General features: G+C 73.0%; 20 protein-coding genes and 1 tRNA gene. 14 read left to right on the top strand and 7 right to left on the bottom strand.

Going from position 1 to position 24,014, the window contains the following annotated elements:
* Positions 1-2: 2 nt before the first annotated feature.
* Positions 3-209, bottom strand: a complete 207-nt coding sequence (locus tag V6U79_RS07005) for a hypothetical protein (RefSeq protein ID WP_334613985.1) — start codon at positions 207-209, stop codon at positions 3-5.
* 260 nt (positions 210-469) lie between these two features.
* Complete coding sequence (locus V6U79_RS07000) at positions 470-3,049, bottom strand: DEAD/DEAH box helicase (protein ID WP_334613983.1); 2,580 nt, start codon at positions 3,047-3,049, stop codon at positions 470-472.
* Positions 3,050-3,193: 144 nt separating this feature from the next.
* Here V6U79_RS07000 and V6U79_RS06995 point away from each other — a divergent pair, with 144 nt between their 5' ends.
* The 6 genes from V6U79_RS06995 (at position 3,194) to topA (ending at position 11,115) form a co-directional block, all read left to right on the top strand.
* Positions 3,194-3,550 carry an STAS domain-containing protein gene (locus V6U79_RS06995; RefSeq protein WP_334530817.1) on the top strand — a complete coding sequence of 119 codons (357 nt, stop codon included), beginning with the start codon at positions 3,194-3,196 and terminating at the stop codon, positions 3,548-3,550.
* Positions 3,547-3,984, top strand: coding sequence for an ATP-binding protein (locus V6U79_RS06990; protein ID WP_334530820.1), 438 nt, complete (start codon positions 3,547-3,549; stop codon positions 3,982-3,984). Before V6U79_RS06995 ends, V6U79_RS06990 begins: the two co-directional genes overlap by 4 nt.
* Before the next feature lie 320 nt (positions 3,985-4,304).
* The gene (locus V6U79_RS06985) at positions 4,305-6,662 is read left to right on the top strand and encodes a sodium-translocating pyrophosphatase (RefSeq protein WP_334530823.1); all 2,358 of its coding nucleotides are present in this window, start codon (positions 4,305-4,307) and stop codon (positions 6,660-6,662) included.
* A gap of 116 nt (positions 6,663-6,778) precedes the next feature.
* Positions 6,779-7,321 (top strand): hypothetical protein, encoded by a 543-nt coding sequence (locus tag V6U79_RS06980; RefSeq protein ID WP_334530826.1) that lies wholly within the window; start codon positions 6,779-6,781, stop codon positions 7,319-7,321.
* A complete protein-coding gene (locus tag V6U79_RS06975) occupies positions 7,312-7,932 on the top strand; it encodes a hypothetical protein (protein WP_334530829.1) in 621 nt (206 codons plus the stop codon). Before V6U79_RS06980 ends, V6U79_RS06975 begins: the two co-directional genes overlap by 10 nt.
* Before the next feature lie 366 nt (positions 7,933-8,298).
* Positions 8,299-11,115, top strand: coding sequence for a type I DNA topoisomerase (gene topA / locus V6U79_RS06970; RefSeq protein WP_334613981.1), 2,817 nt, complete (start codon positions 8,299-8,301; stop codon positions 11,113-11,115).
* A 107-nt stretch (positions 11,116-11,222) separates the two neighbouring features.
* Here the strand turns inward: topA and V6U79_RS06965 are convergent, their stop codons facing one another.
* Positions 11,223-12,539, bottom strand: a complete 1,317-nt coding sequence (locus V6U79_RS06965; protein WP_334613980.1) for a D-arabinono-1,4-lactone oxidase — start codon at positions 12,537-12,539, stop codon at positions 11,223-11,225.
* Positions 12,540-12,764: 225 nt separating this feature from the next.
* Here V6U79_RS06965 and V6U79_RS06960 point away from each other — a divergent pair, with 225 nt between their 5' ends.
* Positions 12,765-13,340, top strand: a complete 576-nt coding sequence (locus V6U79_RS06960; RefSeq protein WP_334530838.1) for a TetR/AcrR family transcriptional regulator — start codon at positions 12,765-12,767, stop codon at positions 13,338-13,340.
* A 259-nt stretch (positions 13,341-13,599) separates the two neighbouring features.
* Here V6U79_RS06960 and V6U79_RS06955 read toward each other — a convergent pair whose 3' ends face one another.
* The gene (locus V6U79_RS06955; RefSeq protein WP_334613979.1) at positions 13,600-14,808 is read right to left on the bottom strand and encodes an amino acid deaminase/aldolase; all 1,209 of its coding nucleotides are present in this window, start codon (positions 14,806-14,808) and stop codon (positions 13,600-13,602) included.
* A 279-nt stretch (positions 14,809-15,087) separates the two neighbouring features.
* Here V6U79_RS06955 and tmk point away from each other — a divergent pair, with 279 nt between their 5' ends.
* The 6 genes from tmk (at position 15,088) to V6U79_RS06925 (ending at position 20,710) form a co-directional block, all read left to right on the top strand.
* Positions 15,088-17,187, top strand: coding sequence for a dTMP kinase (gene tmk / locus V6U79_RS06950; protein ID WP_334530857.1), 2,100 nt, complete (start codon positions 15,088-15,090; stop codon positions 17,185-17,187).
* On the top strand, positions 17,187-18,404 hold the full coding sequence (locus V6U79_RS06945; RefSeq protein WP_334530844.1) for a DNA polymerase III subunit delta': 1,218 nt from the start codon (positions 17,187-17,189) through the stop codon (positions 18,402-18,404). The genes tmk and V6U79_RS06945 overlap by 1 nt, the downstream gene beginning before the upstream one ends.
* A gap of 107 nt (positions 18,405-18,511) precedes the next feature.
* Positions 18,512-18,841 (top strand): YbaB/EbfC family nucleoid-associated protein, encoded by a 330-nt coding sequence (locus V6U79_RS06940; RefSeq protein ID WP_334530847.1) that lies wholly within the window; start codon positions 18,512-18,514, stop codon positions 18,839-18,841.
* 1 nt (position 18,842) lies between these two features.
* The gene (locus V6U79_RS06935) at positions 18,843-19,148 is read left to right on the top strand and encodes a hypothetical protein (protein ID WP_334613978.1); all 306 of its coding nucleotides are present in this window, start codon (positions 18,843-18,845) and stop codon (positions 19,146-19,148) included.
* Positions 19,148-19,804 (top strand): hypothetical protein, encoded by a 657-nt coding sequence (locus V6U79_RS06930; protein WP_334534539.1) that lies wholly within the window; start codon positions 19,148-19,150, stop codon positions 19,802-19,804. Before V6U79_RS06935 ends, V6U79_RS06930 begins: the two co-directional genes overlap by 1 nt.
* 66 nt (positions 19,805-19,870) lie before the next feature.
* Positions 19,871-20,710 carry a PSP1 domain-containing protein gene (locus V6U79_RS06925; protein WP_334534540.1) on the top strand — a complete coding sequence of 280 codons (840 nt, stop codon included), beginning with the start codon at positions 19,871-19,873 and terminating at the stop codon, positions 20,708-20,710.
* A 28-nt stretch (positions 20,711-20,738) separates the two neighbouring features.
* Here the strand turns inward: V6U79_RS06925 and V6U79_RS06920 are convergent, their stop codons facing one another.
* Positions 20,739-22,454, bottom strand: a complete 1,716-nt coding sequence (locus V6U79_RS06920) for a metallophosphoesterase family protein (RefSeq protein ID WP_334534541.1) — start codon at positions 22,452-22,454, stop codon at positions 20,739-20,741.
* A 133-nt stretch (positions 22,455-22,587) separates the two neighbouring features.
* On the opposite strand from V6U79_RS06920, the gene V6U79_RS06915 reads away from it, so the two are divergent.
* Positions 22,588-22,664 (top strand) — tRNA-Thr (locus V6U79_RS06915).
* A gap of 94 nt (positions 22,665-22,758) precedes the next feature.
* Here the strand turns inward: V6U79_RS06915 and V6U79_RS06910 are convergent.
* Together V6U79_RS06910 and V6U79_RS06905 are read right to left on the bottom strand one after the other, a co-directional pair.
* Positions 22,759-23,049, bottom strand: a complete 291-nt coding sequence (locus tag V6U79_RS06910) for a tyrosine-type recombinase/integrase (RefSeq protein ID WP_334613977.1) — start codon at positions 23,047-23,049, stop codon at positions 22,759-22,761.
* 96 nt (positions 23,050-23,145) lie between these two features.
* Positions 23,146-23,538, bottom strand: coding sequence for a VOC family protein (locus V6U79_RS06905; RefSeq protein ID WP_334613976.1), 393 nt, complete (start codon positions 23,536-23,538; stop codon positions 23,146-23,148).
* Between the last annotated feature and the right edge of the window lie 476 nt (positions 23,539-24,014).

Raw genomic sequence — 24,014 nt, 5'->3', positions numbered from 1 at the left:
GTTCAGCGCCCGCCCTCGATTGTCGCCTTGAGCGCCCATGCCTGGAGCACCTGATGGATTCCACGCAGCCGTTCGTTGATCTGCTCGAGGCGTTCGGCCTGGGCCAGGCCGGCCAACGCCGAAGCGAGCGCGATCTGCTGGTCGGGGGTGAGCTTCTCCTGGTCGATCGTGTAGAGCAGGTCGACGGTCTCGGCGATGGTGTCGGCCACGGCTTCCTCCTCCGGCAGGAAGAACGGCAGGGGTCGTTCCGGCGCCCCGGTATGGAAGCGCTCCCATGCATCAATGCCCACCAGCCGCGCCGGTCATGCACACATCCCGCAGAGCGACACCCCGGGAGAGCGACACCCCGGCGCGCGGCGCCGCCGGAGCGCGGCCTGGTCAACTCCGGTTGCGGCAAACGGCGGTGTCCGAGGCGCGGGGATACCGCGACTCCACGCGAACGGTGTGGATCATGAGGGCGTTGCGGGGGTCAGCCGGCGTCGGCGGCCGGGTGCGCCGTGGACCGGGCCGCCGTCCGGTCGTCCTGGCGCGGTAGCGCCGGCTCCGGCCCGCCGGACGCGTCGTCCGGTGTCAGCCCCGCCTCGGCCGGCTGCTCCGCGCGGGTGGACGCCGGCTCGTCCGTGGGCGTGGAGGAGGGCCCCGCCCGGACCACGCCGGACGGGGCGTCGGCGTCGGTTGCGGGCGGGAGGTTGGCCAGGACCACGTCGAGGACCCGGACCGCGTCCGGCTTCGACAGCGGGTTGTTGCCGTTGCCGCACTTGGGGGACTGGACGCAGGAGGGACAGCCCGACTCGCAGCCGCACTCGGCGATCGCGTCGCGGGTGGCGCGCAGCCAGGACGCCGCCGCTCCGTACGCCCGCTCGGCGAAGCCCGCCCCGCCGGGATGGCCGTCGTAGACGAAGACGGTGGGCGCCTCGGTGTCCGGGTGGAGGGCGGTCGACAGCCCACCGATGTCCCAGCGGTCGCAGGTGGCCATCAGGGGCAGCAGCCCGATCGCGGCGTGCTCGGCGGCGTGCAGCGCGCCGGGAATGTCGGCGGCTTCGACGCCGGCCAGCGCCAGTGACTGCGGAGACACGGTGAACCAGACCGCCACGGTGCGCAGCTCCCGCGCCGGCAGGTCCAGCGGCCGGGTGTCGATCACCTCGCCGGAGGCGATCCGCCGCCGCTGGTACGACACCACCTGGCTGGTCACGTCCACCTCGCCGAGGAACATGCCGACCGGCCCGGCGTCCACGTACGAGCGCACCGACACCACCGACAGCGAGGTGACGTCGCGGGCGTGGGTGGACCAGTCCGGCTCCTCGGCGTGCACCAGCGCGCACCCGTCGTCGAGGTCCAGCGAGTCGACCACGTACGAGACGCCCTGGTGCAGGTAGACCGCGCCGGCGTGGATGAGGAAGTGGGACGAGCCGCCGTCGACGGTGCCGAGCAGCCGCCCGGTGGACGCCTCGACCACGGCGACCGGCGCCCCGCCCTCGCCGCGCAGGTCCACCTCGGGCCGTTCCCGGTGCCGCCAGTACCAGCCGGTCGGCCGCTGCCGCAGCGCGCCCGCCTCGACCAGCGAGTCCACCGCCTCCTTCGCGCCCTCGCCGAACAGTTCCAGGTCGGCGGGGGTGAGCGGGGCCTCGGCGGCGGCGCACGCCAGCTGCGGGGCGAGCACGTACGGGTTGGCGGGGTCGAGCACGGTCGCCTCGACCGGCCGCCCGAACAGCGCCTCCGGGTGGTGCACCAGGTAGGTGTCGAGCGGGTCGTCCCGGGCCACCAGCACGGCCAGGGCCTCGTCGCCGGAGCGTCCGGCCCGCCCGGCCTGCTGCCAGAGCGACGCCCGGGTCCCCGGCCAGCCGCACATCAGCACCGCGTCCAGCCCGACCAGGTCGACGCCGAGCTCGAGGGCGTTGGTGGAGGCGAGCCCGAGCAGGTCGCCGTGGAGCAGCGCGCGTTCCAGCTCGCGCCGCTCCTCGCGCAGGTAGCCGGCGCGGTAGGCGGCGACCCGGTCGCCGAGCCCGGGCACCGCCTCGTCGAGGGACCGGCGGGCGTTCGCCGCGACCACCTCGGCGCCCTTGCGGGAGCGGACGAAGGCGAGCGTGCGTACCCCCTCGGCGACGGTGTCGGCGAGCAGGTCGGCGGTCTCGCGCAGCGCCGACCGGCGGACCTGGACGAGGTCGGCCTCGCCGGTGGCGGCGTCGGACGGGAGCAGCGGCGGCTCCCAGAGGGCGAAGGTCACCCCGCCGCGCGGGGAGGTGTCCTCGGTGACGGCCGCCACCGGCAGGCCGGTGAGCCGGCCGGCCGCCGTCGCCGGGTCACCCGACGTCGCCGAGGCCAGGACGAAGACCGGGGCCTTGCGCGAGCTCGCGAGCGCTGGGGAGGAGGGACGGCCCGGACTTCCGCTCAGTCTCCGGAGCCGGCGCAGCACGTGGGCGACGTGGGAGCCGAAGACGCCCCGGTAGGTGTGGCACTCGTCGATCACCACGTAGGTGAGCCGGCGCAGGAAGCCGGACCAGTTGGCGTGCCCGGGGAGGATGCCGTGGTGCAGCATGTCCGGGTTGGTCAGCACGAACCGGGAGTGCTTCCTGATCCACTCCCGTTCGGCGCGCGGGGTGTCCCCGTCGTAGCAGGCGGGGCGTACCCCGTCGAGTTCCAGCCCGGCGACGGCGCGGAGCTGGTCGGCGGCGAGCGCCTTGGTCGGGGCCAGGTAGAGCACGGTGGCCCGGGGGTCGGCGAGCAGGGTGGCCAGCGCGGGCAGCTGGTACGCCAGCGACTTGCCGGAGGCGGTGCCGGTGGCCACCACGACGTGCCTGCCCGCGTACGCCAGCTCGGCGGCCTCGGCCTGGTGCCGCCAGGGGGCGACGACCCCGCGCCCGGCGAGCGCCGCCCGCAGCTCCTGCGGCGCCCAGGTCGGCCAGGGCGCCGGCTCACCGGCGCGGGCCGGGACGCGCTCGACGTGGGTGACCGGGTCGGCGTCGTGGTGCCGTGCGCGCAGCCGGCCCAGCAGCTCGGCGGGCGACCGCCCGGAGCCGGGGCCTGCGGATACCGTGGCTGCGCGCTTCACGTCCTGCACTCTCGCACTGGTGTTCGGGTGGTGGAGAAACCGGGCCGGGGGGTAAGGGGAAGCCGCCGCCGGTGACCTGACGGGACGCTTCGGCGGGGATGGTTAGATGCCCAGGAGAGTTTACGGCTCTCGGAGGAGGGACTGATGGAGCTGTCGCTGGCGACCCGCACGGTGGGGGAGCACACGGTGCTCGAGGTCGGCGGTGAGGTGGACGTCTACACCGCGCCCCGGCTCCGCGAACGGCTCCTGGAGCTGATCGACGGTGGGGCCCGGCGGGTGATCGTCGATCTCGGTCGGGTGGACTTCCTCGACTCGACGGGCCTCGGCGTGCTGGTGGGCGCCCTGAAGCGGCTCCGCGCGGCCGGCGGCTCGTTCGCCCTGGCCTGCGACAAGGAGCCGCTGCTCAAGATCTTCCGGATCACCGCCCTGGACCAGGTGTTCCCGCTGCACCCGACGGTCGAGGCGGCGGTCGCCGCGGATCCCACCGGCTCCGACGCGTGATGGCGACGGTCCGGCTCTCCTTCTCGCCGGCTCCGGTGCACGTGCGTACCGCCCGCCTGGTCGGTGTCGCGGTGGCTCGCCGGGCCGGGGTCCGTGAGGACCTGCTCGACGAGGTGCGGCTGGCCATCGGTGAGGCGTGCACCCGGGCGGTCGCCCTGCACCGGCAGTACGGGGTGCCGGACCCGGTGCTGGTGGAGATGTCCGACTCGGGGTCGTACCAGGTGCGGGTGGTGGACCGGGCGCCGATCGAGGCGGGCATCGGTCTGGCCGCGCTGAACGCCGACGAGTTGGCCAACGAGTCGCTCACCGACGAGGCGCTGACCACCGGGGTCGGCTTCGCCCTGCTCGCCGGTTTCGTGGAGGACCTCCAGGTCCGCCCGGTCTCCGAGGGCGTCGGGACCGAGGTTCGGATGGTGTGGCCCGTCGGCCGCTGAGCCGCCCTGTTCGTACGTCGAGGCCGTGACCCCCGCCGGGGTCACGGCCTCGACGTGTTGATCATCGCCTATATCAGATTTTTCCTCATAACACAGTTATGAAGATCATCCGAACACGGTGTCCCCCGGGTGTGACCTCTGACACTCGGCGGGGCTACAGTACCGGGGTTGTCAGCAAGTGATCCTTCCCGCCACCAGCGGGTATTTGCGTTCATGCTGGTCTGCGTGGGGTGGGTTGGTGCGCTTGCGCAACCGCATCCAGGCGTCGGGTCAGTACGTCCGCTGGCCGGCGCGACAGTGTTCGGTACAGGAGGACATAGATGTCCGGGACCTTGGCCGCCGAAGGCGGCGCGCTGTCCCTCACCGGAGAGAACCTGACGTACGTCGTCATCGCCGCGGTCATCGCGATGGTGGCGCTCGTCTTCGCCGCCGCCTTGACCAAGGCCGTGCTGGCAGCCGGTAAGGGCACCACCAACATGCAGGAGATCTCCGGGGCGGTGCAGGAGGGCGCCTCCGCGTACCTGCTCCGCCAGTTCAGGACGTTGGCGATCTTCGTCGTCGTCGCTGTCGTACTGCTCTTCCTGCTGCCGGTGCACGACACCGACGGCAACGAGCTGGCGGTGAAGATCGGCCGATCCGCCTTCTTCGTGGTGGGGGCACTGTTCAGCGCGTTCATCGGTGGCGCCGGCATGTGGCTCGCCACCCGCGCCAACCTGCGGGTCGCCGCCGCCGCCCGGGAGCGCCAGGGCGGCCGCGAGGCCGCCATGAAGATCGCCTTCCGGACCGGCGGCGTGGTCGGCTTCCTCACCGTCGGGCTCGGCCTCTTCGGCGCCGCGCTGGTCGTCATCCTCTTCCGGGGGGACGCGCCCACCGTGCTGGAGGGCTTCGGCTTCGGCGCCGCGCTGCTGGCCATGTTCATGCGGGTCGGCGGCGGCATCTTCACCAAGGCCGCCGACGTCGGCGCCGACCTGGTCGGCAAGGTCGAGCAGGGCATTCCCGAGGACGACCCGCGCAACGCGGCGACCATCGCGGACAACGTGGGCGACAACGTCGGTGACTGCGCCGGCATGGCCGCCGACCTCTTCGAGTCGTACGCGGTGACCCTGGTCGCCGCCCTGATCCTCGGCCGGGCCGCGTTCGGCGAGGACGGCCTGGTCTTCCCGCTGATCATCTCCACCATCGGGGTGCTCGTCGCGATCATCGGCGTCTTCATCACCCGGCTGCGTGCCGCGGACCGCAACGCGCTGACCGCGATCAACCGGGCCTTCTACCTCTCCGCGGTCCTCTCCGCGGTGCTGGTGGCGATCGCCGCCTACGCCTACCTGCCGGCCACCTTCGCCGGCCTGGAGGGCGGGTTGACCGGCGTCGACCAGAACCCGCGGTTGGTGGCCATCGGCGCGGTCGTCATCGGCATCGTGCTGGCCGCGGCGATCCAGGCGCTCACCGGCTACTTCACCGAGACCAACCGGCGCCCGGTGCAGGACATCGGCAAGAGCTCGCAGACCGGCGCGGCCACCGTCATCCTCGCCGGCATCAGCGTCGGCCTGGAGTCGGCGGTCTACTCGGCGCTGCTGATCGGCGCCGGCGTCTTCGGCGCGTTCCTGCTCGGCGGCAGCTCCATCACGCTCTCGCTCTTCGCGGTGGCGCTGGCCGGCACCGGCCTGCTCACCACCGTCGGCGTGATCGTCGCGATGGACACCTTCGGCCCGATCTCCGACAACGCGCAGGGCATCGCGGAGATGTCCGGCGACATCGACGAGCACGGCGCCCGGACGCTCACCGAGCTGGACGCGGTCGGCAACACCACCAAGGCGATCACCAAGGGCATCGCGATCGCCACGGCCGTGCTCGCCGCCACCGCGCTCTTCGGCTCGTACACCGACAGCCTGCGCAGCGCCTACGCCACGGCGGGGGTGGGCAACGTCGGCGACGAGATCCTCAACGCGCTGAACGTGGCCAACCCGCGCAACCTGGTCGGCCTCATCATCGGCGCGTCGGTGGTCTTCCTCTTCTCCGGGCTGGCGATCAACGCGGTGTCCCGCTCGGCGGGCGCCGTGGTGATGGAGGTCCGCCGGCAGTTCCGGGAACTCCCCGGGATCATGGACCGCACCCAGCGGCCCGAGTACGGTAAGGTCGTCGACATCTGCACCCGGGACGCCCAGCGCGAGCTGATGACCCCCGGCCTGCTCGCCATCCTCGCGCCGATCGCGGTCGGCTTCGGCCTCGGGCCCGGCGCGCTGGCGTCGTACCTGGCCGGGGCGATCGGGGCCGGCACGCTGATGGCCGTCTTCCTGGCCAACTCCGGTGGCGCCTGGGACAACGCCAAGAAGCTGGTCGAGGACGGCGCCCACGGCGGCAAGGGCTCCGAGGCGCACGCCGCGACCGTGATCGGTGACACCGTCGGTGACCCGTTCAAGGACACCGCCGGGCCGGCGATCAACCCGCTGATCAAGGTGATGAACCTGGTTTCGCTGCTGATCGCGCCCGCCGTGGTGGCGTACAGCGTCGGCGACGACCGGAACGTCGCGCTGCGGGTGGGCATCGCCGTGCTGGCGACGGCGATCATCGTCGCGTCGGTGGTGTTCAGCAAGCGCAAGGGCATCGCGATGGACGATTCCGGTGGCGACGGCGGCACCGGCGCGGGCAGGCACGAGCGCGCGGAGCCGGTCAACGTCTGAGTGAGGGCACAGCGGGCCCCCGGTCGGCGCCACGCCGGCCGGGGGCCCGCCGGCCCTGCCGGGGGCGGACAAACCGCCCGGTGGCGCATTCATCCGAAGGCCGTACGCTGCTTCGCATGCGTACGTGCCGGGCGACTGCCGCCGGAAAGCTCACGGTGGTCCTGGCCACGTTCGTCCTCGTCGTCGCCGGCTGTGGGAGCGGGCCCACCCCCCGGGCCTGGGCGGCCTCAGTCTGTGAGGCGCTCACCCCCTGGCGTGCCGAGATCAACAAGCTGACCAGCAGCACCCACCAGCAGATGACCGCGCAGACCACCCCGGCGCAGGCGAAGGAGAACCTGGTCCGGCTCTTCGCCGGGGCGGAACAGGCCAGCGAGACCGCGCGACGCCGGGTCGCCGACGCCGGCGTGCCCGAGACCGACCGCGGCGACGAGATCTCCGAGGGCTTCCGGACCTCGCTGGAGAAGATCCGGGATGCCTACGGCCGGGCCGGGGACGCCATCGACGAGCTGAGCATCGACCGCCCCTCCGATTTCTACGACGGCGTCCAGGCCGTGGTGGACACCCTCAACCAGGAGTACGACTCGAGCGCGCTGGACACCAGCAAGCTCAACTCGAAAGAGCTCAAACAGGCCTTCGACGAGGTTCCGGAGTGTCGCTGACCCCTCCCGACTCACCCCCCGAACCGGTGCGCCAGCTGTCGCTGTTCGGCACCGAGGCGGCGGATCCGTCCGTCGCCGACCTGTCCGGTCTGCTCGCCGGTCCGGGCGAGGTGGTCCGGATGGGTCGCACCGCCCGGTTGTCGATCGCGGTCGACGCCGCCTGGCGGGTGCACGTGCTCGTCGCCGAGCTGAGCCGGCGCGGGCTGGCCGCCAGCTGGGAGGCGACCGAGGACCGGCGGTACACCGTGCGCACCTCGTACGCGAGCACCCTGGCCCCGCTGGCCACGGCCTGGCTGGCCGGCGGCCGGCGCAAGCGCCCACCCGCCGGCTTCCACCTCGACGGCCGGCGGCTGCGGCTCTGGCTGGCCGCCGCGGGCGGCGCCGACCCGGCGGGCTTCCTGCTGCGGCTCGGCCCCGACGACCGGGAGTGGTGGCCGACCGTCCGCGCGGCCCTCGCCGTGGTGGGCCTGCCGGCGGCCGTGCTGGAACCGGACGCGGGCGGCCCGGCGTTCCGGATCGCCGGCCGGCGCCGTCTGGCCCGGCTGGCCGAGCTGGTCGGCGACCGGCCGGCGACCGCACCCCCGCCCGACTGGCCGGCGTCCCCGGCCTGACCGCCCGGCGTCCCCTGACCCGTGGCCGGCGGCTGCCGCGGCCGGCCTGACCGGCGCTGCCCGAGGGTGTCCGATCGGGGACAGTCGGGGTGGCGGTTCGCCCGGGTGAACGGTCGGCTGCCGGTCGGCCGAGGGTCCGCCATCGTCACAGTGTCCCGCTCCGGGGCCTACTCACGGTGTACGGTGGCGCCGTCCGGCCCGTGAAGACCGCGCGATGCCGGGGGCACGCCGCGCGGCGGCTCTTTGCCGCCCGCGAAACCCGAAAGCCGGGCGGCGCGTTACGTTGGACATCCGGACCGCCGGAGGTCCACGGGGGCAAGCCGGCCCGAATCGGGCATGGAAGCAGGAGTGAGGTCGGGGAGAGACGTGCCGAGAAACGCTGGAACCACCCGTCTGGTCATCGTCGAGTCACCGGCGAAGGCCAAGACGATCTCGGGCTATCTCGGCCCGGGATACGTCGTGGAGGCCAGCTTCGGTCATGTCCGCGACCTGCCGCGCAACGCCGCCGACGTGCCGGCCAAGTACAAGGGCGAGCCCTGGGCCCGGCTCGGGGTGGACGTCGACAACGGCTTCCACGCCCTCTACGTGGTCTCCGCCGACCGCAAGCAGCAGATCAGCAAGCTGGTGAAGCTCGCCAAGGAGGTCGACGAGATCTTCCTGGCGACGGACGAGGACCGCGAGGGCGAGGCGATCGCCTGGCACCTGGTGGAGACCCTCAAGCCCAAGGTGCCGGTCAAGCGGATGGTCTTCCACGAGATCACCAAGCCGGCCATCCAGGCCGCGGTGGCCAACCCGCGCGAGATCGACCGGGACCTGGTCGACGCGCAGGAGGCCCGGCGCATCCTCGACCGCCTCTACGGCTACGAGGTCTCGCCGGTGCTGTGGAAGAAGGTCATGCCGAAGCTCTCGGCGGGCCGGGTGCAGTCCGTGGCGACCCGGATCGTGGTCGAGCGGGAGCGGCAGCGGATGGCCTTCCGCACCGCCGAGTACTGGGACATCCTCGCCACCCTGGCCGTGGCGAACGCCGGCGAGGGGCCGCGCAGCTTCAACGCCACCCTGGTCGCGTTGAACGGCGACCGGATCGCCACCGGCAAGGACTTCGAACCCACCACCGGTCGGGTCCGGGCCGGGGCCGGGGTCGTCCACCTCGACGAAAGTGGAGCGCGTGGGCTCGCCGCCCGGCTTCAGGGGCGGCCGTTCACGGTCACCCGGGTCGAGGAGAAGCCCTACCGCCGTCGCCCGTACGCGCCGTTCATCACCTCGACCCTCCAGCAGGAGGCGGCCCGCAAGCTGCGGTTCTCGTCGCAGCAGACGATGCGCACCGCGCAGCGCCTCTACGAGAACGGCTACATCACCTACATGCGTACCGACTCGGTCAACCTGTCGGAGACCGCCATCTCGGCGGCCCGCCGGCAGATCGTCGAGCTGTACGGCGAGCGCAGCGTGCCGCCGGAGCCGCGCCGCTACACCGGCAAGGTGAAGAACGCGCAGGAGGCGCACGAGGCGATCCGCCCGGCGGGGGACAACTTCCGCACCCCGGGCGAGGTGGCCAAGGAGCTGTCGGCCGAGGAGTTCAAGCTCTACGAGCTGATCTGGCGGCGCACCATCGCCTCCCAGATGACCGACGCGGTCGGCTCCAGCGTCTCGGTGCGCATCCGCGCGGTCTCCTCCGCCCAGGAGGAGGCCGACTTCGGCGCGACCGGCAAGACCATCACCGACCCGGGTTTCCTGCGGGCGTACGTCGAGTCGAGCGACGACGAGAACGCCGAGGCCGAGGACGCCGAGCGCCGGCTGCCCACCCTGGTCAAGGACCAGCCGCTGACCGCCGACGAGCTGGCCGCGCAGGGCCACCACACCCAGCCGCCGTCGCGCTACACCGAGGCCTCGCTGGTCAAGGCCCTGGAGGAGCTGGGCATCGGCCGCCCGTCGACCTATGCGTCGATCATGCAGACGATCCAGGACCGGGGGTACGTCTTCAAGCGCGGCCAGGCGATGATCCCCTCGTTCCTGGCGTTCGCGGTGATCGGGCTGCTGGAGCGGCACTACCCGCGCCTGATCGACTACGACTTCACCGCCACCATGGAGAACGAGCTGGACGAGATCGCCGGCGGCGACCACGCCTCCGTCGACTTCCTCACCTCCTTCTACTTCGGCAGCGCCAACGGCACCGGCGACCAGGCGATCGCCCACGCCGGTGGCCTGAAGAAGCTGGTCACCGAGAACATCACCGACATCGACGCGCGCAGCGTCAACTCGATCCCGCTGCACGTCGACGACGAGGGCCGCGAGGTCGTCGTCCGGGTGGGTCGGTTCGGGCCGTACCTGCAGCGGGCGCTCCCCGGCGAGCAGCCGGCGCCGAAGGTGGAGGGCGAGGAGGGCGGCACCCAGGGCGACCGGGCGCCGATCCCCGAGGGGCTGGCACCGGACGAGCTGACCCCGGAGAAGGTGCGCGAGCTGTTCCTGGGCGGCGGGGGCGAGCGCAAGCTCGGCGACGACCCGGCCACCGGCGAGCCGATCCTGCTCAAGTCCGGCCGGTTCGGCCCGTACGTGGCCAGCGGCGAGCGGAAGTCCTCGCTGCTGCGTTCGCAGTCGCCGGACTCGCTCACCCTCGACGAGGCGCTCAAGCTGCTCAGCCTGCCCCGGCTGGTCGGGGTCGCCCCGGACGGCGTCGAGGTCTTCGCCAACAACGGACGTTTCGGCCCGTACGTCAAGCAGGGTGACGAGTTCCGCTCGCTGGACTCCGAGGACAAGATGTTCACCGTCACGCTGGACGAGGCGCTGGCGCTGCTGGCCGCCCCGAAGACCCGCCAGCGTCGGGCCGCCGCGCCGCCGCTGCGGGAGATGGGTGTCGACCCGCTGACCGAGAAGCCGCTGGTGATCAAGGATGGCCGGTTCGGGCCGTACGTCACCGACGGCGAGTTCAACGCGTCGCTGCGCCGGGGTCAGACCCCGGAGGAGCTGACCATCGAGCAGGCGTCGGAGATGCTGGCCGAGAAGCGGGCGAAGGGTCCGGCCCCGAAGAAGGCGGCCAAGAAGGCCCCGGCGAAGAAGGCCGCCCCGGCCAAGAAGACGGCGGCGAAGAAGACCGCCGCCGCCAAGTCCACGGCCAAGAAGACGACCACCGCCAAGGCCACCCCGGCCAAGAAGGCCGCCCCGAAGAAGGCCACCAGCACCCCCGAGTGACCCCGCCCGGACCACAAGATCACGCTCGAACCTGGAAGTAGTGGCCTCCGCCTCGCCGCGAGGCCACTACTTCCACAATCGAGCACGATCTCTGGGTCGCCGCCGGCTCACGGGCCCAGGAGGCGGGCCAGGTGGGGGTTGGTGAGGACGCGGTCCGGGTCCAGGCGGGCGCGGAGCGCCAGGAAGTCGGCGAACCTCGGGTAGGCGGGGGCGAGCGACGCCGCGTCGCGGTAGTGCAGTTTGCCCCAGTGCGGACGGCCACCCAGTTCGGTGGCGACCTCCTCGAAGGCCCGCAGGTACGGCTCGTACGGCATGCCGACGTACTGGTGGATGGCGAGGTACGCGGAGTCCCGGCCGTACCCGTGCGACAGCCAGATGTCGTCGGCGGCGGTGAACCGCACCTCGACCGGGAAGAGCACCTTGAACGGCAGCCGGTCCACGATCCGCCGTAGCGCGTCGAGCGCCGTGGGCAGGGCGTCGCGCGGCAGCGCGTACTCCATCTCCACGAAGCGGACCCGGCGCGGGGTGCAGAAGACCCGGTCGGAGCGGCCGGTGTAGCGGCGTTCGGTGAGGGCCCGGGCGGAGACCGCGCTGATACCGGGGGCCAGCGCCGGCACGGCGCGGCCGAGTCGGCAGGCCCCGGCGAAGACGGTGTTGGACAGGAAGTTGTCGTCCAGCCAGCCGCGGAGCCGGGACAGCGGCCGGTCGTCGGCGGGTACCCGGTCGTTGGTCTTGACCTGCACCCGGTCGGTGTACGGGAACCAGTAGAACTCGACGTGGTCGTGCGCGTCGACCAGCGCGGGCAGGTCGTCGAGGACGGCGGGCAGCCGCGCCGGCCGTTCGTGGGCGAGCAGCACGAAGGCGTCGACGCAGCGCAGCGTCACCTCGACCAGCACACCGAGCGCCCCGAGGCCGACCCGGGCGGCGGCGAAGACGTCCGGGTGCTCCTCGGCCGAGCAGCGCAGCACCTCGCCGGCGCCGGTGACCAGGGTGAGCGCCTCCACGAAGGTCGACAGGCAGCCGTACGCGGCGCCGGTGCCGTGGGTGCCGGTGGAGATCGCGCCGGCGACGGTCTGCGCGTCGATGTCGCCGAGGTTGGGCAGGGCCAGTCCGTGCGCGGCGAGCAGGTCGTTGAGCGCGCGCAGCGTCATTCCGGCCGGTACGGTGACCAGTCGGCGCTCGGTGTCGACGTTGGTGCCGCCGTCCAGTTCGGTCAGTTCTATCCGCTGACCGTCGGTGACGGCGATGCCGGTGAAGGAGTGGCCGCTGCCGACCACCCGGATCCGGTCGCCGGTCGTCGCGGCGGCCCGGATCGCCTCGGCGACCTCGGCGACGGAGGTGGGACGCAGAACGGCGGTGGCGGTGCCGTGCTGATTGCCGGCCCAGTTGGACCAGACGGCGGTGGGCGGTGCGGTGCCGGCCATGCACGCTCCTCGAAGTGAATATGAACTGACTTCATATCAGGAACGTTGTACCTGGTAAATACCGCAATTGAGGTCTGCTCGTTGTACCGGTAGTCACGGTCTCGTGACGTGCAGATATGTTCATTTTTCGAAGGGGGGTGGCGTCGAGTGTCCACACCAGCCGCCACGACCGGGCCGCTGCGCCGGGTGCCGGTGCAGGGCCGAAGTGTCGCTCGGGTTCAACGGATGTTGGACGCCTGCGCTGAACTCGTCGACGAGGTGGGTTACGAGGGGTTGACCACGACGCTGCTCGCCGAGCGGGCCGAGGTGGCGATCGGGTCGGTCTACCAGTTCTTTCCGGACAAGCGGGCGATCGTGCAGGCGTTGACCCTGCGGACGATGGAGTCCTACCTCCAGCGACTCGACGAGCGGTTCGCCTCGGACGACATGACCCACTGGTGGGACGGGGTCGACGCGGGGATCGACGAGTACATCACGATGCACCGCACCGTTCCGGGGTTCCGGACCCTGCACTTCGGCGACGTCGTCGACCTGCACCTGCTCGACGAGCAGCGGGACAACAACGGCGTGATCGCGGACCAGCTGGCCCGGGTGCTCACCGAGCGTTTCGGCCTGACCGACGTGCCCGAACTCCGCTTCCACCTGGAGATCGCCGTGGAGGCGGCCGACGCGCTGATAAAGCTGGCGTTCCGTCGGCAGTCCGACGGCGACGAGCGGGTGCTGGTCGAGGCCAAGGCGCTGATCCGGGAGTACCTGCACCGGCAGGTCGACGCCCCGGCGGAGGCCACCCAGCCGGGCTGAGCGGGGCGTCGCCCGGCCGGGCGACGGCACGAGGAGCGGGAGCGCGAGCGAGGCCCGGGGGGGCGACCGGACGGCGGGGCAGCGCGGAGCCCGGAGGTGTGACCGGGCGGCACGACGGCACAGACCCTGGGTGCGACCGGGGGGAGCACGACGAAGACGTGAGCCCGGGGTGCGACCGGGGTGGCAGGAAGAGCGACGGGCCGAACGGGTGCGACCGGGCGGCCCGGTGCGAGACGGCCGAGGCGGGCCGGGCGTGCGTTCAGAGGAACGCCCGGCCCTCACCCCGGTACGTCGGCACGGTGGCGACGACCGTGTCGCCCTCCACCAGGTGCAGTTCGTTGACGTGTTCGGCGAGCTCTCCGGCCTTGGCGTGCCGGAACCAGACCCGGTCGCCGACCCGGAGCGTGGCGGCCGCCGCGCCGGCCAGCGGGGTCTGCACCTCGCCGGCCCCCTCGGTGCCGATCAGCCTCAGGCCGGTGGGCAGCCACGGTCGCGGCAGTCGGGTCGACTCGGCCGGGCCGGAGGCGATCCAGCCGCCGCCGAGCACGGTGGCCAACCCGGGTCCCGGTCGGCGGACCACCGCGCAGGCGAAGAACGCCGCCGGGGTCGGGCGCCAGGCGCGGTAGGCGTCGAAGAGCGTCGGCCCGTACAGGCCCGATCCCGCGGTGACCTCGGTGACCGCGGGATCGGCGCTGGTCGCGGCGATGCTGCCGGTGCCGCCGCCGTTGACGAACTCCAGGTCGGCGTGCTCGCGTACCGCGGCCACCGCCGCGCTCCGGCGGGCCAGCAGTTCCCGGTACGAGCCACGCTGGGCGATCCGGATCGCCGTGCCCAGTACGGCCCGGCCGGGTGGCGCGTCCCCGAGGCCGGCGATCTGCGCCTCGTACGACATCAGCCCGACCAGCCGGAAGCCCGGCCGTCGGGTGACGGCGGCGGCGAGTGCGCCGGCGGCCCGGGCGCTGTGCACCGGTGAGCGGCGCACCCCGACGTGCACCCGCCCGCGCAGGGGTCGCCAGGAGGCGTCCAGGTCGAGGCAGACCCGCAGCTCGGGGCGCGCCCCCGGGGGGGACACGGCGTCGATCAGGTCGAGCTGTTCGGCGCTGTCGACCATCAGGGTGACCGCGGCGGCGAGCGCCGGGTCGGCGGCCAGTTCGGCGAGCGCCCCGCGGTCGGCGGTGGGGTAGGCGACCAGCGCGTCGTCGGTGACACCGGCGCGGACCAGCCAGATCGCCTCGGGCAGGGTGAACGCCATCACCCCGGACCAGCCCGGCCGGCGCAGCGCGCGGGTGGTCAGCTCGCGGCAGCGGATCGACTTGCTGGCCGCCCGGACGGGCTTGCCACCGGAGCGGGTGGCCAGCTCGGCGGCGTTGGCGTCGAAGGCCGTGAGGTCCAGCACGGCGTACGGCGGGTCGAGGTGAGCGGTCGCCCGGTCGAGGCGCTCGCGCAGGATGTCGCTGTCGGTGGCCACGGGTGCACGCTAACTGTCCGGAGAGCAATACGAAACACCCTCACGTCCGCCGGGCTGCGGCCGTTGGTACCGGCGGCCTAGGCTCGGCGAGCAGGAGAATGTCGCGGCGGGGCTGCTCCCCACCGGGACTAGAGTGTTCCACCGGGACTGCCCAGCGTTGGGCCGGCACGTGGAGGTACGGCCATCGAAAGCCACAAGAACGGCGAGTCGTCCGGCGTGTCGTCGTCTGGTCAGTCCGGCGCCCAGGCCGACCCGTCCGGCTACGCCGCGATCCGGTCGGTGTTGCGCATCCGACCGTTCCGGCGGCTCTGGATCGTGCTCGGCGCGGCCTCCTTCGGCGACTGGTTCGGCCTGCTGGCCACCTCCGTCTTCGCCGCCTCCCAGGTAGAGGGGAGCACCGCCAAGGGCGCCGCCTTCGGCGTGGTGATCGCGATCCGGTTGCTGCCCGCGCTGGTGCTCGGCCCGGTGGCCGGCGTGCTCGCCGACCGCTTCGACCGGCGCTGGACGATGGTCATCTGCGACCTGCTGCGCTTCCTGCTCTTCGCCTCCATCCCGCTGGTCGCGCTCCTCGGCGCCAGCGGCGGGGTGGTGGTCGGCTGGGCGACGGTCGCCACCTTCCTGATCGAGTCGATCACCCTGCTCTGGATCCCGGCCAAGGAGGCCGCGGTTCCGAACCTGATCCCGCGGGCCCGGCTGGAGGCGGCCAACCAGCTCACGCTGATCACCACGTACGGCCTCACCCCGATCCTCGCGGCGCTCGTCGCCGCGGTGCTCGACCGCAGCGTCCGGGCGATCGTCGGCGGCGACATGCCCGGCTGGGCGGAGCCGGCCCAGCTCGCGCTCTGGGTCAACGCCTTCTCCCGACTCGCCACCGCCCTGGTGGTGGCGTTCGGCATCAAGGAGATCAGCCGGGCGCAGACCGGCGAGCGGGAGCGCACCGAGCAGAGCATGCGGCGGCAGTTCACCGAGGGCTGGCAGTACATCGGCCAGACCCCGCTGGTCCGTGGCCTGGTGCTCGGCATCTTCGGCGCGTTCGCCGGCGGTGGCATCGTGATCGGCACGGCCAAGTTCTTCGCCGCCTCGCTGGGCGCCGGTGACGCCGCGTTCTACCTGCTCTTCGGCGCGATCTTCATCGGTCTGGCGATCGGCATCGGGCTCGGCCCGATGATCGTTCGGGACATGTCCCGGCGCCGCTGGTTCGGCATGAGCATCGTGCTGGCCAGCGCCGCGGTGATGACCCTCGCCTTCGCCATCCACCTGTCGATGGCGATGCTCGGCGCGATCCTGGTCGGCGCCGGCGCCGGCATGGCCTTCCTCGCCGGGACCACGCTGCTCGGCGGCGAGGTCGCCGACGAGGTGCGCGGCCGGGTCTTCGCGGTGGTGCAGATCGGCACCCGGCTGGTGCTGATCCTCGCCATCGGGCTGAGCAGCCTCCTGGTCGGCGTCGGCGGCTCGCGCAAGCTGACCATCGCCGACCTCGGCATCTCGGTCTCCTCGACCCGCCTGCTGCTGCTCGCCGCGGGCGCCGCCGGCATCTTCGCCGGGATCAGCGCCTTCGGCCAGATGGACGACAAGAAGGGCGTGCCCGTCCTCGCCGACCTGTGGGGCTCGATCCGGGGCCGCCCGCTGATGCCGGCGGAGCCGTTCGTCTCCACCGGCCTCTTCGTGGTCTTCGAGGGCGGCGAGGGGGCCGGCAAGTCCACCCAGCTGGAGGCGCTCGCCGTCCGGCTGCGCGGGCACGGTCGTGACGTGGTGGTCACCCGCGAGCCGGGCGCCACCGCGGTGGGCGCACGGATCCGCTCCCTGCTGCTCGACCCGTCCCTCACGGAGGCGCTGTCCCCGCGCGCCGAGGCGCTGCTCTACGCCGCCGACCGGGCGCACCACGTCGCCTCCGTGGTCCGGCCGGCGCTGGCCCGGGGCGCGGTGGTGGTCAGCGACCGGTACGTCGACTCCTCGCTGGCCTACCAGGGCGCCGGCCGTACCCTGCCGGTGGAGGAGGTCTCCTGGCTCTCCTCCTGGGCCACCGGTGGGCTCAAGCCCGACCTGGTGGTGCTCCTCGACGTCGACCCGCACACCGGCCTGTCCCGGGTGGCCGCCCGCAGCCAGGGCGCCGACCGCCTGGAGGCCGAGTCCGTCGCCTTCCACGAGCGGGTCCGGTACGCCTTCCTGGACCTCGCCGCCAACGACCCGAAGCGCTACCTGGTGCTCGACGCCGCCCGCCCGGCGGAGGAGATCTCCGAGCTGGTCGCCGGCCGGGTGCAGGAACTCCTGACCGATCCGGCGGGCATCGTGCACCCGCGCCCCGCGCACGGCCCGGACACCTCGGTGCAGCCCGAGTTATCCGACGCGGAGCTCGTGACGATGGAGCACCGGACCTGATGCCGGACGTCTTCGCCGACCTGGTCGGTCAGGACGAGGCGGTGGCGACGCTGCGCCACGCCGCCGCGGCCGCCGCCGCCGTACTGCGCCGCACCGCGCGGGAGGACGAACCGGGCGACGGTGTCGACCCGTCGGCGGGCATGACGCACGCCTGGATCTTCACCGGACCGCCCGGTTCCGGCCGCTCGGTGGCCGCCCGCGCCTTCGCCGCCGCGCTGCAGTGCGTGCACGGCACCGGCTGCGGCGACTGCCCCGGCTGCCACACCACGCTGACCGGCACCCACGCCGACGTGCGGCTGGTGGTGCCCGAGGGGCTCTCCATCGGCGTGGGCGAGATGCGCGCCCTGGTGCTCCGGGCGGCCAGCACCCCGTCCGGTGGCCGGTGGCAGGTGGTGATCATCGAGGACGCCGACCGGCTCACCGAGGCGGCCGGCAACGCGCTGCTCAAGGCCATCGAGGAACCGCCGCCGCGAACCGTCTTCCTGCTCTGCGCCCCGTCCACCCACCCGGACGACATCTCGGTGACCATCCGGTCGCGCTGCCGGCTCGTACCGTTGCGGCAGCCGCCGGCCGCCGCGGTGGCCGAGGTGCTGGTGGATCGGGACGGCATCGCGCCCGACGTGGCGCAGTGGGCGGCGGCGGCCGCGCAGGGGCACGTGGGTCGGGCCCGGCGGCTGGCCCGCGACCCGGAGGCGCGCAAACGCCGGGACGCGGTGCTCGCGGTGCCCCGCCGGCTGACCGGGGTCGGCACCGCGTTGGACGCCGCGTCGGCCCTGATCGAGGCCGCCGAGGCGGAGGCCGAGGCGGCCGTGGCGGAGGCGGACGCGGCCGAGCGGGCCGCGTTGCAGACCGCGCTCGGCGCGGGCGGCACCGGCCGGGGCGCGGCCGGCGCCATGCGCGGCGCCGCCGGGCAGCTCAAGGACCTGGAGAAGCGGCAGAAGTCGCGGGCCACCCGGGCCCAGCGGGACGCGCTGGACCGGGCCCTGGTGGACCTGGCCGGCTTCTACCGGGACGCGCTCACCATGGCGCTGGGCGCGCCGGTCGAGCCGGTGCACACCGACACCGCCGCCGTGGCCCGGGCCGGCGCGCAGAAGTGGGACGCCGAGGGGGCGCTGCGGCGGCTGGAGGCCGTGCTGGCGTGCCGGGCGGCGATCGAGGCGAACGTCAAGCCGCGGATCGCGGTGGAGGCGATGATGCTCACCCTCTGGCGCGGCTGACCGTCGTCCACCGGGCATCGACACGTGTTGTTTGCGTGCGGTACGGTCCGGTGTGCCGCGGTGACCGTGGCGACACGCTGGGTGAAGCTGGCCGGGGGGGAGAACCGATGCCGCGCGGAGAGATCGACGAGGCGTGGATCGAGGAGGCGGTGCGGCGCTACCGCCGCATCGAATCTCTCCAGGCCGAGTTCGACCAGGCGGTGGCCACCGTCGAGGTCACCGTCCGCTCACCGGACGGGCTGGTCGAGGTCGTGGTGACCGCCGGGGGAAGGATCACCGACGTCCGGTTCCTCGGGCCGCTGCACACCCGGCCCGCCCGGGAGGTCGCCGGCTCGGTGCAGGCCGCCGTCACCGCCGCGGCGGACGCCGCGCAGTGGGCCCGGGAGAAGCTGCACAACGAGACCTTCGCGGCGTACCGGCCGTTGGCGGGGGCCTGAGATGGACGCGCTGCACACCCTCGCCGCCCGACTGGACGAGGCGAGCGACACCCTGGCCGTGCTCGCCCGCCGGGTGACCGCCGGCGACCCGGCCCACCCGGTGTTCGGAGCGCACGCCGCCGGCCGGCCCGGCGAGATCGGCCGCGCCCTGCACCGGCAGTGGACCACCGCCACCGGGGACCGGGCCCGCGAGGCCGCCGCGGCCGCCGCCCGGCTCGCCGCCACGGCCGCCGCCGTGCGCAGCGCCGCCGACCGCTACGCCGGCGCCGACGACGCCGCCCGCCGACGGCTGGCCGGGGAGGCGTGATGGACGCCCTGGACCGGCTCGCCGAACCCGGCCTCGACCTGCTCGGCCGGGTCGACATCCGGCTCGCCGCCGGCGCCCCCGACGGCCATCCCGTCTGGCCGCTGCTGCGCCGCATGCAGGTGCTGCCGGGCGAGGCGCTGCGCGGTTTCCTCGACCTCAGTCCCGCGCCGCTGGCGACCGCCGGGCACGCCGTGCGCCGGCTCGTCGGGGGGTACGACGACGCCTGCGCCGCCCTGACCGACCCGGGTGGCTGGACCGGGCCGGCCGCGTCGGCGTACGACGAGACCCGGGTGGCCCTGCTGCGCCACCTGGACGAGGGGCCGGAGAGCCTGGTCGGTCGCCTGGAGGCGACCGCCGGGTACGCCGACGCGCTCGCCCACTGGGTGGAGGGCAGCCGGCTAGCGGTGGCCCGGGTGCTCGCCGAGGTGCTCGGCTCGGCCGAGGCGGTGCGGGTGCTCGCGGCGACCAGCTCGGCCGCCGACGCCCTCGCGGCGGCCGAGATCGCCACCCGGGTGCTCTCGGTGCTCGGCGTCGCCTACGACGGCGCCGAGACGCTGCTGCGCCAGTGGTCGCCGAGCCTGGCCGAGTCGACGTGGCGGGGGCAGGTGGGCGGCGGCGTGTTCCGCCACGACGGCGTTGCCCGGGTGATCCGCTGACTGCGGGTGACCGTCCCGCGACGGGCGGACGGGCCGACACCGGCGGTCCGTCGTAGGGTGGAGGGCATGGGCATGCTCTGCGCGGTCAGCTTCAACCGGTACGGGCGGCTCTACTACCTGGACCCGGGGGAGCTGCGCCCGCAGGTCGGCGACCGGGTGCTGGTCCCCACCGACGACGGGCCCGAGGTGGCCGAGTGCGTCTGGGCCGCGCAGTGGGTCACCGAGGAGACCGACGGCTTCCCGAAGCTGGCCGGGCTGGCGCAGGAGGAGGACCTGCGCCGCGACGAGCTGCTGCGCCGGCGCAAGGCCGAGGCGAAGGTGGCCGCCAAGCGGCTGATCCGGGAGCACGGTCTGCCGATGAAGGTGGTCGCCGTCGACCACGTCTTCGCGACCGCCGACGGCGGCGGTGACCGGACCACGGTCTACTTCACCGCCCCGCACCGGGTGGACTTCCGCTCCCTGGTTCGCGACCTGGGCGCGACCCTGCACTGCCGGGTGGAGCTGCGACAGCTCTCCGCCCGCGACTCGGCCAAGGTGCAGGGCGGCATCGGCTCCTGCGGCCGCGACCTGTGCTGCGCGACCTTCCTCAACGACTTCGAGCCGGTGACCATCCGGATGGCGAAGGACCAGGACCTGCCGCTGAACCCGCTGCGCATCTCCGGCGCCTGCGGCCGGTTGATGTGTTGCCTGAAGTACGAGCATCCGCTCTACCAGCGCTTCCAGGAGTCCGCCCCGGCGATCGGCAGCCGGGTGACCACCCCCGAGGGCGACGGCAAGGTGGTCGGGCACAGCGTCCCCAGGGACGCCGTCACCGTACGCCTGGACGCCGACGGCTCCCGCTGCTCGTGCAGCCGCGCCTCCGTCTGCGCCCCGCGTCAGGCCCACGACCAGCACTACACTCCCTGAACCCGTTCCCTCCCGTGCGGTCGGCGCGTCACCTGAGGGTGATCGGAGGTTCGGCCAGGCGGGGGGTCAGCGGGCTCCTCGGGGTCAGCCAGGAGGCGGTGGGGGACTGGTCGGGGTTGAGCTGCCAGCTGCGGGGCACGCGGTCCACCGCGATCGGGTAGATCGTCAACGTGCCGTCGGGGTCGATGCGCATCCGGAGGAACGACTTCGCGTCCTCGATGCCCTGTCCGGCGAAGAGTTCGTTGAGGTTCACCCCGAACGCCCCGGCGACCAGCAGGTACGCCGCCACCAACTGGCTGGACAGCAGACCCGTCACCGGGCCGTAGACGACCGCGGCGGCGACCGCCGGCAGCGGCCACGGCCAGTCGTAGAAGGGCAGCGCCAACCAGGCCCAGGTGCCGGCGGCGGCCAGCCCGACGTGCCCGACCCCGTGGCCGACCCCGAGGATCCAGTGCCGGGCGTGCCGCTTGCCACCCGCGCTCGGCGGCTTGGCGAAGAAGGCCGCCGCGAGCAGCGTCACCGCCAGCATGACCGCCAGCGGCACGCTGAACAGCCGCTGCTCGGTGGTCCCCGGCCGGTTCGCCGCGACACCCGCCATGGCCAGCATCAGCAGTGTGTGCAGCGTCCCGAGCAGCGTGGTGAAGCCCGGGTTGCGCAACGGCAGCCGGGGGAAGATGCCCCAGCCGTACCGGCGGGAGCGGGCCGCGTCCGGGTAGCGGCCGACCAGGTCGTACGGGCGGGTGGCGCTGGCCCGGCGGGCCAGCGTGTCCTTCGGCGGCACCTCGATCCGCTCCGGGAGCTTGTGCGTCGGATAGAGGTACGCCCCGCCGCCCCCCGAGGTGATCAGCTGACGCTCCGGCCCGGCGTACCGGGCGTAGTGGTGCAGGTCGCCGGAGACCAGCAGCCGCACGTGCGCGCCCGTGGGCTTGATGATCGTACGGATGAAGTAGTCGATCGAGTCGAACGCGGTGGGATGGTCGACGGACTTCACCCACGTCGGGGCCGGCACCGCCAGGATGACCCGGGACTGCGGCCCCAGCCGGCGGGCCACCTCGTCGAAGTAGGCGAGCTGCGGGTCGTCGAGGTACGACCCCGACTGGTCGTCGATGCCGAGCAGCCACCAGTCGGCCGGCAACTCCACGGCGAAGTACGAGCGGGACTGGCCGGTGGCCCAGCCGCCGAAGTTCCGGTCCCGGGACCGGACGAAGAGCCGCAGGAAGGCGGTCAGGCCGTCGTACCAGTCGTGGTTGCCGGGGACGGCGAAGAGCGTCGGCCGCTCCGGCGGCGCCACCGGCAGCGCGGCCTGGTACGGCCCCTTGCACCGGTCCTCGTACGCCTCGTAGGCCGCCGACGGGTAGACCTGGTCGCCCCCCATCACCAGGGTCCGCGCCCGCGGCAGCCGGTGCCCGTCCACCTCCAGCTCCGGCTGGGCGAGCAGGTACGCCACCGAGTAGGTGGCGTTGAAGCCGTCGCCCAGGTCGGCCACGTAGTCCAACCAGAGCCCGCCGTCCGGCCCGACCTGCTTGGCGATCTTCGCGTCCAGGGCGTTCTGCAGCTCCCGCTTGTCCAGGTACGCCCCGAACAGCATCGCCAGCAGCGTACGGATGCCGGTGCTGACCAGCAGGAACGGCGCCAGCCAGGGCACCGGCTTGCGCGGCGTGAAACCCAGCTCGATCGGGTCGGTGCTCCGCGGCCGGCGAGCGGCCCGCTCGCCCGGCGCGTACTCGGCGTGATCGTCGCTCACCCGCCGCAGCGTAGTACCGACCCGCAGCGACCGCTCTCCCGCGAACGTGCCGATCGCGTCCGATGTCCGGATCCGGTCGGCGGGGAACCCCCTGGGGCGGTCGGCGGGACGTGGCGTACACTTGACGATCGTTGCCGCCTTAGCTCAGTCGGCTAGAGCGACGCACTCGTAATGCGTAGGTCGACGGTTCGATTCCGTCAGGCGGCTCCACAGAAAGGCCCAGGTCACCGGCTAGATCGCCGATCATGACCTGGGCCTTTTGCTTGCCGTCGAGTGGCCGAACAGCCAAGCGAGCAGCCAAACCTCACTCACCCGACCACAGCGCCCCCTCAAGAGGCGACGCGGCTTCACGCCGGATCTCAGGCGCGACATGGGCGTAGATGTTTAGGGTCACGCTGATCTGCGAATGGCCGAGGATCTCCATGACCACGCGCGCGGGCACGCCCTGGGCGAGGAGGACGCTGGCCGCTGTGTGCCGGAGGTCGTGCAGCCGCACATGCCGCAGGCAGCCTGCCGGATGATCGATCGGAACGAGCGGTAGTCGTTGCGTGGATGGATTGGGGTGCCGATACTCGCCGCGAAGACGGGCGGCCAACGCACGGATCTGCGATGAGCGGGGTACCTCGGGGCTGGTACGGAGTGCGGTGATCCGCCCGTGAGCAGCACCGTGGCCTTCGTCTGCGCGGCTCGATCAGCCGGGCTGAGTTGGTGTAGCCGTGGCCTCCCAGGTGGTCAGGCAGAACGGGTGGCCAGCCGGGTCGGCGTAGACGTAACACTGTTCGCTGTTGGGCTGGAAGTCGTACCTTGTTGCTCCGGCAGCGAGCACGCGGGCCTCGGCGGCGTCTCGGTCCACGACCATGAAGTCGAGATGCATCATGATCGACGAGGTGGGGTCGGGCCAGGCGGGTGGCGTGTATCCGGGCACAGTCTGGAAGTTGATCCGCCCGGCCGGGCTCAGCACGCATGCCCAGCCGTCCCCGGCGTGTGTCAGGGTTCCGCCGGTGATGCTGGCGTAGAACTCCGCCAAGCCGACGGCGTCCGGGCAGTCCAGGGTGACCGCGCTGAGCCTGATCTCGTCGGACATGTCGCCTCCTGTGGCCCGGGCCGGCCGGGTGCTAGGCGCCCGCACCGATACGACGACCAGCACGACGGCGCGCTCGACAAACTGATCGACGTAACCTAACGCACACGTCGGTCGAGCACGCTGATCTAGCCGCGACCCGCACTCTCGGCTGTCGCAGATCACCTGGCGGACGACTGTCGCACCTCACCCGACGGAGGACAGCCGGCTGCCGCCGAAGTTGGTTCAAACTTTCTGTACGTCTTCAAGGCGGCCCGCAACGGCCGCACGCGCCGCCGCCTGGGCGCGCGCCGGCCGCTGCCGCTATCGCTCTGCGGCCGTCACGCCTGGCGCCCGGCGGCTGGCGCGGACAGCGGGAAGCCCGGGGGCCGCCGCAGAACGACAGATCGTTGACGAGTGAGGGGTGGGCCGGCAGCCGGCCGGGCCGCGCGGCCACGTGCCCGCGCGGCGTAAGGGAGCGCACGCCGGCCGCGTCGGCG

The sequence above is a fragment of the Micromonospora psammae genome (assembly GCF_036902725.1).
In the GTDB taxonomy this organism is placed as follows: domain Bacteria; phylum Actinomycetota; class Actinomycetes; order Mycobacteriales; family Micromonosporaceae; genus Micromonospora.
The sequence above is the reverse complement of the archived record's forward strand: the minus strand, read 5'-3'. Positions and strand labels throughout refer to the sequence as shown.